A 17724-nucleotide genomic window follows, 5' to 3' on the forward strand; every position below is an offset into this window, starting at 1 on the left:
TGAACAGAAATTCATCACCGCGTCGCCCCCCTTTGCCGGCTGAGGGGGGCAACGCGCCCCCAAAAATGGCGGATCGGAAACACATGACACCCTGGCTGACAGTAATTGGCATCGGCGAAGACGGCTTCAGTGGGCTGGGCAAGCAGGCCCGGCGCGCCCTGCTCGGCGCTTCGCGGATCATCGGCAGCCCACGTCAGCTGGCCCTGTTACCGCGCTGCGTGAGCGCCGCCCGAGAGGATTGGCCGAGCCCGTTCTCGCTCGCCCCGGTACTGGCCCGGCGCGGTGAGCAGGTGTGCGTGCTCGCCAGCGGTGACCCGATGTTCTACGGCGTCGGCGCCAGCCTGGCGCGGCAGGTGCCGGCCCAAGAGCTGCAGGTGCTGTCGATGCCCTCGTCCTGCGCCCTGGCCGCCGCCCGTCTTGGCTGGCCGCTGCAGGACGTGCAGGTGGTGTCTGTGGTCGCACGCCCCCTGGCGTCTCTCAACGCCCACCTTTACAGCGGGATGCGCCTGCTGGTGCTGAGCAACGACGGTGACAGCCCTGCAGCCATCGCCGCCCTGCTGCGCGAGCGCGGTTTCGGGCCGAGCCGCCTGCAGGTTTTCGAGCACCTCGGCGGCCCTGCCGAACGCCACCTGGCGGGCATCGCCGATGATTGGGCCCAGCCCCAGGTGGCCGCGCTGAACCTGGTCGCCATCGAGTGCCAGGCCACGGCCGACGCTCCGCGGCGCTCACCCACGGCCGGCCTGCCGGACGATGCGTTCCGGCACGACGGCCAGCTGACCAAACGTGACGTACGCGCCATCACCCTGGCCCGCCTGGCCCCGCAGCCAGGCGAGTTGCTGTGGGACGTGGGCGCAGGCTGTGGCTCGATCGGCATCGAGTGGATGCGCGCCCACCCGGCCTGCCGAACACTGGCAATCGAAGCCGACGAGGGCCGCCAGGGCTTCATCGAGTACAACCGTGATGCCCTGGGTGTCCCCGGCCTGCAACTGGTGCGCGGCAAGGCACCGCAGGCCTTGGCCGAGCTGGAGCGCCCGGATGCGATCTTCATCGGCGGCGGCGTCACCCGGGAAGGCGTGCTGCCGTTGTGCTGGGAGCGGCTGCGCCCAGGGGGGCGATTGGTGGCCAATGCCGTGACACTGCAAAGCGAACTGGCACTGGCGCACTTTCGCCAACTGCACGGCGGTGAACTGACGCGCATCCATGTCGCCCAGGCCCAGCCATTGGGCGCCTTCGACACTTGGCGCCAGGCATTGCCGATCACGTTGCTCGACGTGGTGAAGCCCCTCGATGCGTGAAGAAACCCGCGAACAACCTGCGCCACTGCGCAGCGGCCTGACCACCGGCAGCTGCGCCACTGCCACCAGCCTGGCGGCAGCGCGCCTGCTGTTGACCGGTGTGAGCGCTGACGCCGTGAGCATCACCCTGCCCAAGGGCAAGGTGGTACAGATGCGCCTGGAATTCTGCCGCCGCGAGGGCGAGCACGCCGAAGCTGGCACACTCAAGGACGCCGGCGACGACCCCGATGTCACCCATGGCGCGCTGCTCTACAGCCAAGTGCGTTTACGGCAAGCGCCGGGCGTACGCTTTGTCGCTGGGGTGGGTGTCGGTACCGTCACCCGCCCCGGCCTGGTACTCGCCGTGGGCGAGCCGGCGATCAACCCGGTACCGCGGCGCATGATCAGCGAACACCTGCAGCAACTGGCCAACGACTGCGCCTACCGCGGCGGCTTCGAAGTCACGGTCAACGTAGCGGGCGGCGAGCAGTTGGCGCTCAAGACCATGAACCCGCGCCTGGGCATCCTCGGCGGGTTGTCGATTCTCGGTACCAGCGGGATCGTGCGGCCCTTCTCCTGCGCGGCCTACATCGCCTCCATCCACCAGGGCATCGATGTCGCCCACACCAACGGCTATACCCATATCGCCGCCTGCACCGGCAATGCCAGCGAAGACACCATGCGCCGCGTGTACGGCCTGCCGGAAATTGCCTTGATCGAGATGGGCGACTTTGTCGGCGCGGTGCTCAAGCACCTGCGCAAGGTGCCGGTGCCACGCCTTTCACTGTGCGGTGGGTTTGGCAAGATCAGCAAGCTGGCTGCCGGGCACATGGACCTGCACAGCCGCCACTCGAGCATCGACCTGCCGCAACTGGCCGGCTGGGCCGCAGACATCGGCGCCGATGCCGACCTGCAGGCCGCGATCAGGGCAGCCAACACCAGCCAGCAAGCCTTGGCGCTGGCGCACGCCGCTGGCATAGCCCTGGGCGATGCGGTTTGCGAGCACGCCCTGGCGTTCGCCCGCAGCGTGGTGCCTGCACAGGTGCAGGTGGAAGTGTTCGCCATCGACCGCCAGGGCGGCATCGTCGGCAAGGCAGGTGTGCAATGAACCGGCGCATCCTGCTGCTGGGCGGTGTCACCGAGGCACTGGCCATCGCCCGCCAGCTTGGGCCGCGGCATGTCTACAGCCTGGCGGGCATCGGCCGGGTGCCGGAAGGTCTGGCCTGCCAGGTGCGGGTCGGCGGCTATGGCGGGGCTGAAGGCCTGGCCGCCTACCTGCGCGAGGCGGGTATCACGTTGCTGATAGACGCCACCCACCCCTATGCCGCGCAGATCAGCCGCAATGCCGCCGTCGCCGCACGCGCCGTGGGCATCCCGTGCTGGGCCTTGCGTCGCTTGGCATGGCAGGCCCAGCCCGGTGACGACTGGCGCGAGGTGGAGGACTGGGCGGGGCTGATCCATGCACTCAAGCCATTCCGTCGGCCGTTGTTCACCTTGGGGCGCGAGCCGCTGCAGCATCTGGATGAGATTCCGCCAGAGCAGTTCTGGACCCTGAGGGCGTTACAGGCCTGCCCGGGTAACGATCGCTGCGAAGTGATCGGTGCGCGCGGGCCGTTTCACCTTGACGATGAGCGGATGCTGTTCGCCCGGCGCGCTATCGATGTGCTGGTCAGCAAGAACAGCGGCAGCGTTGCGACCGAGCCCAAGCTTGAGGTGGCGCGGGAACTTGGCATTCCGGTGCTCATCCTGAAACGCCCAGCGCTGCCGCCCGCGGACCTGGAGCTGAGGTCAGTCGCGCAGCTGCTTTCAACGCTGGATCTTGCGTAAGTCGCTTCGAGTCCTACAACCGTTTCAGCGTTTTCCGCTGGCTGTCGAATGGCCATGGGCCGCTGCGCTGGCGTAAACTCGCCCCTCTCCCCCGGAAGGCGTCAACCATATGGAAATGCAATGGTGGATCTGGCTTGTCTTCGGCATCGCGCTGATCCTGCTCGAACTGATCCTGCCCACGTTCTTCATCATCTGGTTCGGCATCGGTGCCGTGCTGGTGTCACTCATCTCGCTCGCCGCCCCCACCCTGCAACTGGATATGCAGGTACTGGCGTGGGTGCTGTTCTCCTCGGTCACCACCGCACTCTGGTTCAAGCTGTTCCGGCGCAAGCAGCCGGATGTGCGCTGGACGGCCGACAGCGTGATCGGCGAAGTGGGGCTGCTGATCAGCAGCGTTTCGCAATTCCAGAAAGGCCGTGTGCGGTTTCAGAAACCGATACTGGGCAACGAGGAATGGGTCTGCGTCGCCGACAGCGATATCCCGTCAGGCGAGCGTGTACGTCTTGTCGCCATCGAAGGCAATACTGCCCGGGTCATCCGGGCCTAACCGCATTAAAAGGAAGTTCACATCATGACCAGCCTCATCGTCGTCGGCACGCTCGCCGTTTTCGTCCTGATCACTGTCTTCAAGGGCGTACGCATCGTACCCCAGGGGGAGGAGTGGATCGTCGAGCGCCTGGGGCGCTACCACAGCACGCTCAAGCCTGGCCTGAACATCGTCATCCCGTTCATGGACGTGGTCGCCTACCGCCTGCCGACCAAGGACATCATCCTCGACGTGCAGGAGCAGGAAATCATCACCCGCGACAACGCGGTGATCGTCGCCAATGCCCTGTGTTTCGCCAAGGTGGTCGACCCGCAGAAGGCCTCCTATGGCGTGCAGAATTTCTCGTTCGCCGTCACCAGCCTGACCATGACATCGCTGCGCGCCATCGTCGGCGCCATGGACCTGGACGAAGCGCTGTCCAGCCGCGAGCAGATCAAGGCACGCCTGCGAGAGGCAATGTCCGAACAGACCGAAGACTGGGGTGTGACCGTCCGTTCGGTAGAAATCCAGGACATAAAGCCATCGCAGAACATGCAACTGGCCATGGAGCGCCAGGCCGCGGCCGAACGTGAACGTAAAGCCGACGTGACCCGTGCTGAAGGTGCCAAGCAGGCCGCCATTCTCGAGGCCCAGGCGCGCCTGCAGTCGGCCAAGCTCGATGCCGAAGCGCAAATCAACCTTGCCGAGGCTTCGGCGAAGGCGATTTCGCTGGTCAAAGAGGCGGTGGGCACTGAGACGGTACCCGCCATGTACTTGCTGGGTGAGCGTTATGTCGGCGCCATGGAGAACCTGGCGAGCAGCAACAATGCAAAAGTGGTGGTGCTGCCGGCTGATTTGCAAGAGACCGTGCGTGGCTTGATGGGCCGTAACAAGGCTTGATGGCTGGAGTAGCTTCATGGCCGGCGATGGGCTACGCAGCAGCCCATCTACCCGCCTGCGTCACTTCACCGCACCCCATCATTTTTACCTATACTGCGCCGTACAATACCCACCACGATTCCTGACCGGATCTCTCCATGCCCCCACGTCGGCACATCGCCTGGATAGCCTGCCTCGCAGTGCTGTTCAACCTGCTGGCCATGCCGCTGTCCTCTGCCGCGCCCAAGGGCCCGGCCGAGCAGCTGCTGTGGGGGGCTTTCTGTTCCAGCGCGGTTGGTAAGGCCAAGGTAGACATTCAGGCTCTGGCCAAGATCGACCTCGGCACGCAAAGCGACGATCACTCGAACATGCAGCACTGCTGGTGCTGTTCGGGTGCCACGCCGTTGCTGGCCCTGCCAGGTTATCCGCCACAACTGCACAACCCACCCGCGTTGGCGGCTGCGCATGCGCCACCGCCCGCCGATTACCAAATGACGCCGCGCCAGCTCTGGCCCGCGCTCAATCCCCGCGCCTCTCCCCTGGTCTGAGTTCATCACGCTGTTTACCTGAACCTGAACAGAACGGAGACCTACACCATGCTCAAGCAAGCTCTCATCGTGGCCGCACTGCTGCTGCCCGGCGCTTTCGCCAACGCCCATGAATACACGGTGGGCGAGCTGCATATCGCCCACCCCTGGTCGCTGCAACTGCCGCCGAACGCGCCCAATGTGGCGGCCTACTTCATCGTGCACAACAACAGCAAGTTCGATGACCGCCTGCTCGGCGTAGACAGCCCGATCACCGCTGACGCACAGCTGCACGAACACGTGATGAGTGCCAACGGCGCAATGAAGATGCAGCAGGTGCCTGATGTAGTGGTGCCAGCTGGCAAGGACGTGGTCTTCGCCCCCAGCGCCTACCATGTGATGCTGATGCAGCCCAAGGACCGCAGCCTGCTCAGCGACGGCAAGCGCTTCCCGCTGACCCTGCATTTCGAGAAGGCCGGTGACATCACGGTCGAGGTGGCCGTGCAGAAGCAGCCCCCGGCAGACCAGCCACACGAACACGCGCACTGACCCTTCGCTGACTGGCGCTCGCTTTCATGAGCCTGCCACGCAACGGGCACAGCCCTACCACCGGCCCTGAACGCAGGCGCATCGGTGGCGGTTGGCTGAGCCTGTTCGCCATGTGGATGATCTTTATCGGCCCGCTGATCTCCCAGTCGATGCCGATGGATCATCACGCGGGCATGAGCATGCCGATGGGCATGGCGCTGTCCTCGGAGCACAGTCACGCCAGCAATTCGCATCACGGCCACGGCGACGATGGCCAACTGCATGTGATGTGGGAAAAATGCGGCTACTGCAGCCTGTTGTTCAACTGCCCTGCCTTGCCGCAAACCTTCAGCCCACTGGTTGCCGGGCACGCCCTGCCCGTCGCCCTCCTCCCTGCCGCCCCCCTCCAAGGCCATGCCCGACAGGCCATATTTCCCGGTGCGCGCAGCCGCGCGCCACCGTCTTCGATCAGCGTCTGACCCTGCTGCCGCACGGAGCCTGGAGGCTCCGCGCCCACCCATGACTGATCGACTGGAATCACTATGTCAGGCTGCACCCCTGTATTCGCCCCCTATCTGCGAGGGACGTTCGCCGTATTGTGCGGTTCGCTGCTCGCACCCATGGCCCTGGCCGCCGAACCTGGCCATGAAACGCACGAGCAAGCGCCGCCAGAGCTGAGCCCGACGGTGATCACCGCCATTGCGCCCAGCTCGCCTTTGACCGTTGTCACCAACCCCAAAGACCCACGCCAGCCCGTGCCGGCCAGCGATGGCGCCGATTACCTCAAGACGATCCCTGGCTTTTCAGCCATCCGCGCCGGTGGCACCAATGGTGACCCGGTGCTGCGCGGCATGTTCGGTTCGCGCCTGAATATCCTCACCAATGGCGGTGTGATGCTCGGTGCCTGCCCCAACCGCATGGACGCACCGACCTCTTACATCGCCCCGGAAACCTATGACCGCCTTACCGTGATCAAAGGCCCGCAAAGCGTGATCTGGGGCCCCGGTGGTTCTGCCGGGACCATTCTCTTCGAACGTGAACCGGAAAAATTCGGCACCCTCGGTAGCCGGATCAACGCCAGCCTGCTGGCCGGTTCCAACGGCCGCTTCGACCAGGTGCTCGACGCCGCCGCAGGCAACAGCCAGGCCTATGCGCGCTTCGTCGGCAACCAGTCGCGCTCGGACGACTACCACGACGGCAACGGCGACACCGTGCCCTCGCGCTGGGACAAATGGAACGGCGATGTGACCCTGGGCTGGACACCCGATCAGGACACCCTGCTCGAACTCACCGCCGGTAAGGGTGACGGCGAGGCCCGCTATGCCGGCCGTGGCATGGACGGCTCGCAGTTCAAGCGCGAAAGCCTGGGCCTGCGCTTTGAAAAGTCCAACCTCGGCGAGGTGCTCGACAAGGTCGAGGCGCAGGTCTACTACAACTACGCCGACCACGTGATGGACAACTACAGCCTGCGCACCCCATCAGGCAGTGGCATGATGGGTATGCCCATGGTCAGCAATGTCGACCGCCGCACCTTGGGCGCGCGCATCAAGGCCACCTGGCGCTGGGCCGACGTGCAACTGATCAGTGGCATCGACGCGCAGACCAACGAACATCGCCAGCGCGGTGGCATGGGCGTTGATGCGCACAAGGGCCAGCCCTGGACCAAGGACGCCGACTTCCATAACTACGGGGCCTTTGGCGAACTGACCTGGTACGCCACAGGGGTTGACCGGCTGATCACCGGCGCCCGCCTCGATCGCGCCTCTGCCCGCGATTTCCGGGCTGGCAGCGCGACCGAAGGTGATACCCGCGCCGATACGCTACCCAGCGGTTTCGTGCGTTATGAACACGACCTCGCGGCGGTGCCGGCCACCACTTACATTGGCCTTGGCCATGCCCAGCGCTTCCCCGACTACTGGGAGTTGTTCTCGCCCCAGCTGGCGCCCCCTGGCGCAGCCAACGCCTTCGACGGCATCAAGCCAGAAAAGACCACCCAGCTCGACTTCGGCATCCAGTATCGCGACGAGCGTCTTGAAGCCTGGGCTTCGGGTTATGTCGGGCAGATCCGCGACTACATCCTGTTCGACTACCGTAACGGCATGATGGGCATGAGCACCTCCCAGGCGCAGAACATCGATGCCCGCATCATGGGGGGAGAACTGGGCGCCGCCTACAAGCTGACAGAAACCTGGAAGGCCGATGCGACCCTGGCCTACGCCTGGGGCAAGAACAGCAGTGACGGCAAGGCACTGCCACAAATGCCACCCCTGGAAAGCCGCATGGGCCTGACCTACAGCCGCGACACCTGGAGCGCCGGGGCCTTGTGGCGGCTGGTGGCTGCACAGAACCGCATCGCCGAGAACCAGGGCAATGTGGTCGGCAAGGACTACGAAAAAAGCGCCGGGTTCGGCGTGTTCTCGCTCAATGGAGCCTACAAGGTGAACAACAACCTCAAGTTCAGTGCAGGCGTCGACAACCTGTTCGACAAGGCCTATTCCGAGCACCTTAACCTGGCCGGCAACGCCGGGTTCGGCTACCCGGCTTCCGATCCACAGCCGGTCAACGAGCCCGGCCGGACGTTCTGGACCAAGGTCGATTTCAGCTTCTGACAACAACGGGCGCGGCTGCTGGCTGCGCCCCTCAGCTGGTCAAACAGGAGGTTCCCATGAGCGGAACACGCGTTTCCTTCTACAACCTGGCCTGGCGTTGGCACTTCTACGCGGGGCTGTTCGTCGCCCCGTTCATGATCCTGCTGGCTATTACCGGGATCATCTACCTGTTCAAACCGCAACTGGACCCACTGCTGTACCGTGACCTGATGGTGGTCGAGGCCGGCCATCACCGCCAGGGCGCCGACCTGATGCTGGCCGAAGTGCGCCAGGCTTACCCCAAAGGCCATGTGGCCCAGTATCTGCCACCCATCGATGCCGAGCGCAGCGCGCAATTCGTGGTACATGACGGCGGGCGCGAACTGAATGTGTTCGTCAACCCCTATAGCGGCAAGATCCTCGGCGAGCAGGATGCCAAGCAGAACCTGCAGGCAGTCGCCCGAGCCCTGCATGGCGAACTGATGGTCGGCACGCTCGGTGACCGCCTGGTGGAACTGGCAGCCGGCTGGGGCATCGTGCTGGTGGTGTCCGGCCTGTACCTGTGGTGGCCGCGCGGGCGCAGCGGCGGTGGCGTGCTGTGGCCACGGCTGTCAGCACGGGGGCGGCTGCTCTGGCGCGACCTGCACGCGGTCAGCGGCTTCTGGGGTTCGGCCCTGTTGCTGCTGATGCTGCTCAGCGGCATGACCTGGACCGGCCTGTGGGGCAAACAGTACGCCGACTTGTGGAACCGCTTCCCGGCAGCGATGTGGAATGACGTGCCCAAGTCCGATCAACAGGCCGGTGAACTGAACAGCGCCCACCGCCAGACGGTGCCCTGGGCCATGGAAAACACGCCGATGCCGCAGTCTGGCGCACACGCCGAACATGCTGGCCACCACATGATGTCGAACAGGCCAGCGGCACCTCTGGTGAGCCTGCAGCAGGTTCAGGACCTCGCCACCGCGCGCCAGGTGGAGCCCGGCTACAGCATCACCATGCCGACCACTGCCGACGGCGTATTCACCATCGCCGTGTTCGCCGACGACCCGCGCAACGATGCCACCCTGCATGTTGACCAGTACACCGGCAAGGTACTGGCCGACGTGCGCTGGCAGGACTACAGCCCGGTGGCCCGCGCCACCGAGGTGGGCGTGATGCTGCACGAGGGCAAGATGTTCGGCCCGCTGAACCAGATCATCATTCTGCTGGTGTGCCTGATGATCCTGCTCGGTTCGGTGAGCGGGCTGGTGATGTGGTGGAAGCGCCGGCCGAGCGGCGGCCTGGGGGTGCCGGCGCTACGCCATGACCTGCCGCGCTGGAAGGCGGCGGTAGGGGTGATGGTGGTGCTAGGCGTGATCTTCCCGCTGGTTGGGGTGTCGATGGTGGTGATGTGGGTGGTGGACAGCCTGGTGGTACGGCGCAAGGTGCTGGCCAGCATCTGAGGCCATTGGGGCTGCACAGCAGCCCCTGCTACCGAAAAGTCGAGTCGATCTGTCGCGCCCCGTTTTGGGACGCGCGTGTTAGCCTACGCGGCTTTCACAAAAAGACTGACCCTCAATGGAATGCAGCCGATGACCCGGACCTCTTCCCCTCCTGCTCAAGCGCAGCACCTGCAGCGTAACCTGACCAACCGCCACATCCAGCTGATCGCCATCGGTGGTGCCATCGGCACCGGCCTGTTCATGGGCTCGGGCAAGACCATCAGCCTGGCGGGGCCGTCGATCCTCTTCGTCTACATGATCATCGGCTTCATGCTGTTCTTCGTCATGCGCGCCATGGGCGAACTGCTGCTGTCGAACCTCAACTACAAGTCGTTCATCGATTTCTCGGCCGACCTGCTCGGCCCCTGGGCCGGCTACTTCACCGGCTGGACCTACTGGTTCTGCTGGGTGGTCACCGGTATTGCCGATGTGGTCGCGATTGCCGCCTACACACAGTTCTGGTTCCCGGACCTGCCGCAGTGGATACCCGCGCTGACCTGCGTTGCAGTGCTGCTGTCGCTTAACCTGGTTACCGTGAAGATGTTCGGTGAGATGGAGTTCTGGTTCGCCCTGATCAAGATCCTGGCCATCCTGGGCCTGGTCGCAACCGGCCTGTACATGGTCATCACCGGTTTCGAATCGCCGAGTGGGCGCACCGCGCAGCTGGCCAACCTGTGGAATGACGGCGGCATGTTCCCCAATGGCCTGATGGGCTTTTTCGCCGGGTTCCAGATCGCCGTATTCGCCTTCGTCGGCATCGAACTGGTCGGCACCACCGCCGCCGAAGCGAAGAACCCTGAACGCACCCTGCCAAGGGCGATCAACTCGATACCGATCCGCATCATCGTGTTCTACGTGCTGGCACTGATCGCGATCATGGCGGTGACCCCCTGGCGCGACGTGGTGCCGGGCAAGAGCCCGTTCGTCGAACTGTTCGTGCTGGCCGGCCTGCCGGCGGCGGCAAGCATCATCAACTTCGTAGTGCTGACCTCGGCGGCCTCGTCGGCCAACAGCGGCGTGTTTTCCACCAGCCGCATGCTCTTCGGCCTGGCCCAGGAAGGCGATGCACCGCGCGCATTCGAAAAGTTGTCGAGCCGTGCCGTCCCGGCCAACGGGCTGTACTTCTCGTGCACCTGCCTGCTGCTTGGCGCGGTGCTGATCTACATGGTGCCGAATGTGATCGAGGCATTCACCCTGGTGACCACGGTCTCCGCGGTGCTGTTCATGTTTGTCTGGACGCTGATCCTGCTGTCGTACCTGAAGTACCGCAAAACCCGGGCGGCGCTGCACCAGGCGTCGACCTACAAGATGCCGGGCGGGCGCTTCATGTGCTACGTGTGCCTGGCGTTCTTCGCCTTCATCCTGGTGCTGCTGAGCCTGGAAGCGGACACCCGCTCTGCGCTGATCGTTACGCCTATCTGGTTCATGTTGCTGGCAGTCACCTACCAAGGTGTGCGTAGCAAGCGCCATCCGCGACCGGCTGTGCGCAACAGCTGATGCACCAAGGGGCTGCTTTGCAGCCCATCGCCGGCAAGCCAGCTCTCGCAGGTACAGCGTTGCTCTTCAGCACAATGCACCCCTTGTGACCGGCTTGCCGGCGATGGGCCGCAGAGTGGCCCCAATGCTGTGCAGGCAAAACATTCAGGCACCATCCTGGACCGGCCCCGCGCCCCAACACCTCGCACAGCCCTTCTATTACGCACCTTTTGCCGTTCGGCACACCCCTTGCAACGCCCCTCCCCGCTTGGCCAACACCAAAAAAAAACTCAGCGGAGAGAGCACATGAAGCGTCGCAGTCTGATCAAGGCCTTTACCCTCAGCGCATCGATTGCGGCGATGGGTCTTAGCTGGAGCATCCAGGCCGCCGAGACCATCAAGGTCGGCATCCTGCATTCGCTGTCCGGGACCATGGCGATTTCCGAAACATCGCTCAAGGACATGGCCCTGATGACCATCGACGAGATCAACGCCAAGGGCGGGGTCAACGGCAAGATGCTCGAACCGGTGGTGGTCGACCCTGCATCCAACTGGCCGCTGTTCGCCGAAAAGAGCCGTCAGCTGCTGACCCAGGACAAGGTCGCGGTGGTGTTCGGCTGCTGGACCTCGGTGTCACGCAAGTCGGTGCTGCCAGTGTTCGAAGAGCTCAACGGCTTGCTGTTCTACCCAGTGCAGTACGAAGGCGAAGAGATGTCGCCGAACGTCTTCTACACCGGCGCCGCGCCCAACCAGCAAGCGATTCCCGCCGTGGAATACCTGATGAGCGAAGACGGCGGCAGCGCAAAGCGTTTCTTCCTGCTCGGCACCGACTACGTCTATCCGCGCACCACCAACAAGATCCTGCGCGCCTTCCTGCACAGCAAAGGCGTGGCCGACAAGGATATCGAAGAGGTCTACACCCCGTTCGGCCACGCCGATTACCAGACCATCGTCGCCAACATCAAGAAGTTCTCGGCGGGCGGTAAAACCGCGGTCATCTCCACCGTCAACGGTGACTCCAACGTACCGTTCTACAAGGAACTGGCCAACCAGGGCCTGAAAGCCACCGACGTACCGGTGGTGGCGTTCTCGGTGGGTGAAGAGGAACTGCGCGGTATCGACACCAAGCCGCTGGTAGGCCACCTCGCCGCCTGGAACTACTTCGAATCGGTGGATAACCCGGTCAACCAGAAGTTCGTCGCAGACTGGAAGGCCTACGCCAAAGCCAAGAACTTACCGGGTGCCGACAAAGCCGTGACCAACGACCCGATGGAAGCCACCTACGTGGGCATCCACATGTGGGCGCAAGCGGCGGAAAAAGCCAAGTCCACCGATGTCGACAAGGTCCGCGAAGCCCTGGGTGGGCAAACCTTCAAGGCCCCGTCCGGTTTCACCCTGACCATGGACAAGACCAACCACCACCTGCACAAGCCGGTGATGATCGGCGAAATCCAGGATGACGGGCAGTTCAGCGTGGTCTGGGAAACCGAGCAACCGCTGCGCGCGCAGCCGTGGAGCCCGTTCATTCCAGGCAACGAAAAGCGCCCTGACTATGCAGTGAAAGGCAACTGAGTGCACTGGGGCTGCGCTGCAGCCCATTCGCCGACAAGCCAGCCCCCACAGGGTCATGAGAACAGCACCAACCTGTGGGGGCGCGGCTTGCCGGCGATGAATCCACCGCCGATTTCAGGATTGCCCGCATGTTCAGAATCCTCCTTACCCTGCTGCTCCTGCTGCCCCTGGCAACCCAGGCCAGCGAGGGCGAATTCTTCCTCACCGCCAAGCCCGCCGAGCAGGCTCGCCTGCTCGAAGGCTGGGCGGCGCAACCCGAAGCCGCGCGCCTGCCGCTGCTGGAAAACCTGCGCCAGGGCCGCATCGCCGCCGATGACACCCGCAAGGTGCGTCTTAACAACCGCCTGCGCGGCCTGATCGATAACGCCCTGGCCAGCCATCAGTTGCTCAGCGACAACAGCGACACGCGCCTGGCCGCCGCCCAGCAACTGCAAAAAAGTGCGCGCCCGGCGCAAATGGCGTTCCTCGACCGGCGCTTTGCCAGCGAACCCGACACTGCGGTGCACGCTGCGCTTGGCCTGGCACTGGCCAACCTGCAACTGGGCGCCAGCGAGCCAGCCGTACGCCTGGCGGCGGTACGACTGCTTGGCCAAACTGGCGACCCCTTGGCCCGCACGCGCCTGGAGGCTTTGCTGCAGCCCGATGTGGAAACCGACGCAGCCGTGCGTACTGCCGCTGAAACGAGCCTGGCCCAAGTCAAACGCAAGCTGCTGTTCGGTGAACTGCTCGGCCAGGCGTTCAGCGGCCTGTCGCTGGGTTCGATCCTGCTGCTGGCGGCCCTTGGCCTGGCGATCACCTTCGGGCTGCTGGGCGTGATCAACATGGCCCACGGCGAGATGCTCATGCTCGGTGCTTACAGCACCTACATGGTCCAGGTGCTGCTGCAGCGCTACGCCCCCGGCGCCATCGAGTTCTACCCGTTGATTGCCCTGCCAGTGGCCTTCGCCGTCAGCGCCGGGGTGGGCATGGCGCTGGAGCGCACGGTGATCCGCCACCTCTACGGCCGCCCGCTGGAAACCCTGCTGGCGACCTGGGGCATCAGCCTGATACTGATCCAGGCCATCCGCCTGCTGTTCGGCGCGCAGAACGTCGAGGTCAGCAACCCGGCCTGGTTGTCTGGAGGCATCCAGCTGCTGCCCAACCTGGTGCTGCCCTACAACCGTCTGGTGATCATTGCGTTCGCGCTGGCCGTGGTGCTGCTGACATGGCTGCTGCTCAACCGCACGCGGCTGGGCCTGAACGTGCGTGCGGTGACCCAGAACCGCAACATGGCTGCCTGTTGTGGCGTGTCCACCGGGCGCGTGGACATGCTCGCCTTCGGCCTGGGCTCGGGCATTGCCGGGCTTGGTGGTGTAGCGCTGAGCCAGGTCGGCAACGTCGGCCCGGACCTTGGCCAGAGCTACATCATCGACTCGTTCCTGGTGGTGGTGCTCGGCGGTGTCGGGCAACTGGCCGGTAGCCTCTGGGCCGCCTTCGGCCTAGGGATAGCCAACAAGCTGCTGGAGCCGCAAATAGGCGCAGTGCTTGGCAAGATCCTCATCCTTGCGTTGATCATTCTGTTCATCCAGAAGCGCCCGCAAGGCCTGTTCGCCCTCAAGGGACGGGTTATCGACTGATGAACCAGCCACTGCTTGTCACCGCTTCGCAAAAAGCCGGGCCACGCCTGTCACTCGCCATTGGCACGGTCGTCGTCCTGCTGTTGCTGGCCATGCCGCTGCTGTCGTTGCTGCCGCCCGACCACGCATTGCAGGTATCGGCCTACACCCTCACGCTGGTCGGCAAGATTCTCTGCTACGCCATCGTCGCCCTGGCCCTGGACCTGGTCTGGGGCTACGCCGGGCTGCTGTCGCTCGGGCACGGGCTGTTCTTCGCCCTCGGTGGCTACGCCATGGGCATGTACTTGATGCGCCAGGCCGCGGGTGACGGCCTGCCAGGGTTCATGACGTTCCTGTCGTGGAACGAGCTGCCCTGGTACTGGGCCGGTACCCAGCACTTTGCCTGGGCCCTGTGCCTGGTGGTGCTGGCGCCGGGCCTGTTGGCGCTGGTGTTCGGCTTCTTCGCATTCCGCTCGCGGATCAAGGGCGTGTATTTCTCGATCATGACCCAGGCCCTGACCTTCGCCGGCATGCTGCTGTTCTTCCGCAACGAGACAGGGTTTGGCGGCAACAACGGTTTCACCAGCTTCCGCACGATTCTGGGCTTCGACATTGCCGCGCAGGGCACCCGCGCGGTGCTGTTCCTGCTCACCGTCGGTTTGCTGCTGGCAAGCCTGTACCTGTGCTGGCGCCTGACCCAGAGCAAGTTCGGCCGGCTGCTCACCGCGGTACGCGATGCAGAAAACCGCATGATGTTCTGTGGCTATGACCCGCGGGGTTTCAAGCTGCTGGTGTGGGTGCTGAGCGCCGTGCTCTGCGGCCTGGCAGGGGCACTTTATGTGCCACAGGTGGGCATCATCAACCCCAGCGAAATGTCGCCGACCAACTCCATCGAGGCTGCTGTCTGGGTAGCCCTGGGCGGGCGCGGCACGCTGATCGGCCCGCTGCTGGGCGCAGGCCTGGTCAACGGCATGAAGAGCTGGTTCACCGTTGCCTTTCCTGAATTCTGGCTGTTCTTCCTCGGCGCATTGTTCATCCTCGTCACCCTGTACCTGCCCAAGGGTGTGGTCGGCCTGCTGAAGAAAAGGAGCCAGCCATGAAAGGCGTGCCACCTGTGCATCCGGAATTCATGCTCGAACCGGTATTCGACAACCTTGGCAGTGGCCGTGATGCCATTGGCCTGGGCAGCCGCCGGGAGGCGGGGCTCGATACCCGTCACGGCACGGTGCTGAGCCTGGAAGGCATCAGCGTCAGCTTCGATGGTTTCAAGGCCCTCAATGACTTGAACCTGTACATCGGTGTAGGTGAATTGCGCTGCATCATCGGCCCCAACGGTGCTGGCAAGACCACCATGATGGACGTGATTACCGGCAAGACGCGCCCCGACACCGGCAGTGCGTTCTTCGGCGATACCCTGGACCTGACCCGCATGAGCGAATACCAGATCGCCCAGGCCGGCATTGGCCGCAAGTTCCAGAAGCCCACGGTGTTCGAAGCCCTGACCGTGTTCGAGAACCTGGAACTGGCACTGAAAACCGAAAAATCGGTCTGGGCCTGCCTGGCAGCACGCTTGAACGGTGAGCAACAGCAACGCATCGAGGAAGTACTGACCACCCTGCGCCTGCTCCCCCTGGCCCAGCGCCAGGCAGGCCTGCTGTCGCATGGGCAGAAACAATTCCTCGAGATCGGCATGTTGCTGGTGCAGGAGCCACAACTGTTGCTGCTCGACGAGCCGGTGGCTGGCATGACCGATGCCGAGACCGAGTTCACCGCTGAGCTGTTCAAGGGCCTTGCCGGCAAGCATTCGCTGATGGTTGTGGAGCACGACATGGGGTTTGTCGGCAGCATTGCCGACCATGTGACCGTGCTGCACCAGGGCAGCGTACTGGCAGAAGGGTCGCTGGAGCAGGTGCAGGCGGATGAGCGGGTGGTCGAGGTTTATCTAGGGCGCTAGCGCGCCTCAAGTGGCAAGCCGCGAGCCGCAAGCCGCAAGCAGTAGCGGTGCTTTATCTTGCCCTTGCGGCTCGAGGCTTGTAGCTGACAAGAACGAGGAATTGAAAGTGCTTGAAGTCAGTGAATTGCACCAGTACTACGGCGGCAGCCACATCCTGCGCGGCCTGTCCTTCGAGGCCAAGGTCGGTGAAGTCACCTGCCTGCTCGGACGCAACGGCGTGGGCAAGACCACCCTCCTGCGCTGCCTGATGGGCCTGGTGCCGCCACGCGAAGGCCGCGTGGAGTGGGAAGGCAAGCCAATCACCGCGCTCAAGCCGCAGCAACGGGTGCATGCCGGCATTGCCTACGTGCCCCAGGGCCGCGAGATCTTCGCGCGGCTCAGCGTCGAGGAAAACCTGCTGATGGGCCTGTCGCGCTTCCCGGCACGCGAGGCGCGTGAGGTGCCTGCGTTCATCTACGAACTGTTCCCGGTGTTGGAGCAGATGAAGCAGCGGCGCGGTGGTGACCTGTCTGGCGGCCAGCAGCAGCAGCTGGCTATCGGCCGCGCCCTGGCCAGCCGACCACGCCTGCTGATTCTCGACGAACCCACCGAAGGTATACAGCCATCAGTCATCAAGGAAATCGGTGCCGTCATCCGCCGCCTGGCTGAGCGTGGCGACATGGCCATCCTGCTGGTGGAGCAGTTCTATGACTTTGCCGAGGAGCTTGCCGACCAGTATCTGGTCATGGCCCGTGGCGAAATCATCCAGCGCGGGCGTGGCGAAAACATGCAGGCCGAGGGTGTGCGTGGGCTGGTAACCATTTAATCTGCAGCCCTGGACCTAGTGAGATGTAGCAATGAGCCACGAAATTCGCGATGCCCTGTTCGCTGACGTGCCGGGCATCCTGGACATCTATAACGACGCGGTGCGCAACACCACGGCGATCTGGAACGAAACGCCGGTGGACCTCGGCAACCGCCAGGCCTGGTTCGAGGCCCGGGCACAGCAGGGTTATCCGATTCTGGTGGCAGTGGATCACAGCGGTGTGCTGGGCTATGCGTCGTTTGGCGATTGGCGGCCGTTCGAGGGCTTTCGCCATACCGTGGAGCATTCGGTGTATATCCGTGGCGATCAGCGCGGCAAGGGCCTGGGGCCGCAGTTGATGGCAGCACTGATCGAGCGCGCGCGGGGGTGTGGCAAGCATGTGATGGTCGCAGCCATCGAGAGTGGCAATGCGGCGTCGGTGCGCCTGCATGCGCGCCTGGGCTTCGTGGTGACCGGGCAGATGCCCCAGGTGGGGGTGAAGTTCGGGCGCTGGCTGGATTTGACTTTCATGCAGCTGGTGCTCGACCCGGAGGCAGAGCCAGCCTGATTTTTGCTGATTGCACGGGCCCCATCGCCGGCAAGCCGGCTCCCACGCCGTGGACTGCCCCCCAAAAGTTGGACAGCTTTAAGCTGCAGCCCGAGTCCTGTACTCCACAGGGCTCAGGCCATTGAGCCTGAGCTTGATGCGATCA

Annotated in this window: 17 protein-coding genes; all 17 read left to right on the top strand. The window is 64.1% G+C overall.

What is annotated here, in order from left to right; translation table 11 throughout:
- The first annotated feature begins 83 nt into the window (after nucleotides 1–83).
- The 17 genes from cbiE (at nucleotide 84) to ACIPZC_RS23620 (ending at nucleotide 17579) form a co-directional block, all read left to right on the top strand.
- Nucleotides 84–1295 carry a precorrin-6y C5,15-methyltransferase (decarboxylating) subunit CbiE gene (gene cbiE, locus ACIPZC_RS23540; protein ID WP_400629849.1) on the top strand — a complete coding sequence of 404 codons (1212 nt, stop codon included), beginning with the start codon at nucleotides 84–86 and terminating at the stop codon, nucleotides 1293–1295.
- Nucleotides 1288–2382: a cobalt-precorrin-5B (C(1))-methyltransferase gene (locus ACIPZC_RS23545; protein ID WP_400629850.1), complete on the top strand. Its 1095-nt coding sequence runs from the start codon at nucleotides 1288–1290 to the stop codon at nucleotides 2380–2382. Before cbiE ends, ACIPZC_RS23545 begins: the two co-directional genes overlap by 8 nt.
- Nucleotides 2379–3101, top strand: a complete 723-nt coding sequence (locus ACIPZC_RS23550) for a cobalt-precorrin-6A reductase (protein ID WP_400629851.1) — start codon at nucleotides 2379–2381, stop codon at nucleotides 3099–3101. Before ACIPZC_RS23545 ends, ACIPZC_RS23550 begins: the two co-directional genes overlap by 4 nt.
- A gap of 109 nt (nucleotides 3102–3210) precedes the next feature.
- Entirely contained in the window at nucleotides 3211–3648 is a 438-nt protein-coding gene (locus ACIPZC_RS23555; RefSeq protein WP_241806197.1) for an NfeD family protein, read from the top strand.
- A 24-nt stretch (nucleotides 3649–3672) separates the two neighbouring features.
- Nucleotides 3673–4527 (top strand): SPFH domain-containing protein, encoded by an 855-nt coding sequence (locus ACIPZC_RS23560; protein WP_241806198.1) that lies wholly within the window; start codon nucleotides 3673–3675, stop codon nucleotides 4525–4527.
- A gap of 137 nt (nucleotides 4528–4664) precedes the next feature.
- The gene (locus ACIPZC_RS23565) at nucleotides 4665–5054 is read left to right on the top strand and encodes a DUF2946 domain-containing protein (RefSeq protein WP_400629853.1); all 390 of its coding nucleotides are present in this window, start codon (nucleotides 4665–4667) and stop codon (nucleotides 5052–5054) included.
- Nucleotides 5055–5102: 48 nt separating this feature from the next.
- Nucleotides 5103–5582, top strand: coding sequence for a copper chaperone PCu(A)C (locus ACIPZC_RS23570; protein ID WP_400629855.1), 480 nt, complete (start codon nucleotides 5103–5105; stop codon nucleotides 5580–5582).
- Between the two features lie 26 nt (nucleotides 5583–5608).
- On the top strand, nucleotides 5609–6040 hold the full coding sequence (locus ACIPZC_RS23575; protein WP_267819038.1) for a DUF2946 domain-containing protein: 432 nt from the start codon (nucleotides 5609–5611) through the stop codon (nucleotides 6038–6040).
- A 63-nt stretch (nucleotides 6041–6103) separates the two neighbouring features.
- On the top strand, nucleotides 6104–8170 hold the full coding sequence (locus ACIPZC_RS23580) for a TonB-dependent copper receptor (protein WP_400629857.1): 2067 nt from the start codon (nucleotides 6104–6106) through the stop codon (nucleotides 8168–8170).
- Between the two features lie 56 nt (nucleotides 8171–8226).
- A complete protein-coding gene (locus tag ACIPZC_RS23585) occupies nucleotides 8227–9591 on the top strand; it encodes a PepSY-associated TM helix domain-containing protein (RefSeq protein WP_400629859.1) in 1365 nt (454 codons plus the stop codon).
- A gap of 129 nt (nucleotides 9592–9720) precedes the next feature.
- Nucleotides 9721–11127 (top strand): D-serine/D-alanine/glycine transporter, encoded by a 1407-nt coding sequence (gene cycA / locus ACIPZC_RS23590; protein WP_400629861.1) that lies wholly within the window; start codon nucleotides 9721–9723, stop codon nucleotides 11125–11127.
- 285 nt (nucleotides 11128–11412) lie between these two features.
- On the top strand, nucleotides 11413–12678 hold the full coding sequence (gene urtA, locus ACIPZC_RS23595) for an urea ABC transporter substrate-binding protein (protein WP_241806205.1): 1266 nt from the start codon (nucleotides 11413–11415) through the stop codon (nucleotides 12676–12678).
- 128 nt (nucleotides 12679–12806) lie between these two features.
- The gene (gene urtB / locus ACIPZC_RS23600) at nucleotides 12807–14294 is read left to right on the top strand and encodes an urea ABC transporter permease subunit UrtB (protein WP_241806206.1); all 1488 of its coding nucleotides are present in this window, start codon (nucleotides 12807–12809) and stop codon (nucleotides 14292–14294) included.
- Entirely contained in the window at nucleotides 14294–15373 is a 1080-nt protein-coding gene (gene urtC, locus ACIPZC_RS23605) for an urea ABC transporter permease subunit UrtC (RefSeq protein WP_241806207.1), read from the top strand. Before urtB ends, urtC begins: the two co-directional genes overlap by 1 nt.
- Entirely contained in the window at nucleotides 15370–16227 is an 858-nt protein-coding gene (gene urtD / locus ACIPZC_RS23610) for an urea ABC transporter ATP-binding protein UrtD (RefSeq protein WP_241806208.1), read from the top strand. Before urtC ends, urtD begins: the two co-directional genes overlap by 4 nt.
- Before the next feature lie 106 nt (nucleotides 16228–16333).
- Nucleotides 16334–17032 carry an urea ABC transporter ATP-binding subunit UrtE gene (gene urtE / locus ACIPZC_RS23615; RefSeq protein WP_400629865.1) on the top strand — a complete coding sequence of 233 codons (699 nt, stop codon included), beginning with the start codon at nucleotides 16334–16336 and terminating at the stop codon, nucleotides 17030–17032.
- A 31-nt stretch (nucleotides 17033–17063) separates the two neighbouring features.
- Entirely contained in the window at nucleotides 17064–17579 is a 516-nt protein-coding gene (locus tag ACIPZC_RS23620) for a GNAT family N-acetyltransferase (RefSeq protein ID WP_400629867.1), read from the top strand.
- The last annotated feature ends 145 nt before the right edge of the window (nucleotides 17580–17724 follow it).

Source organism: Pseudomonas sp. NPDC089743, from assembly GCF_044748785.1.
Classification (GTDB): Bacteria; Pseudomonadota; Gammaproteobacteria; order Pseudomonadales; family Pseudomonadaceae; genus Aquipseudomonas; species Aquipseudomonas putida_X.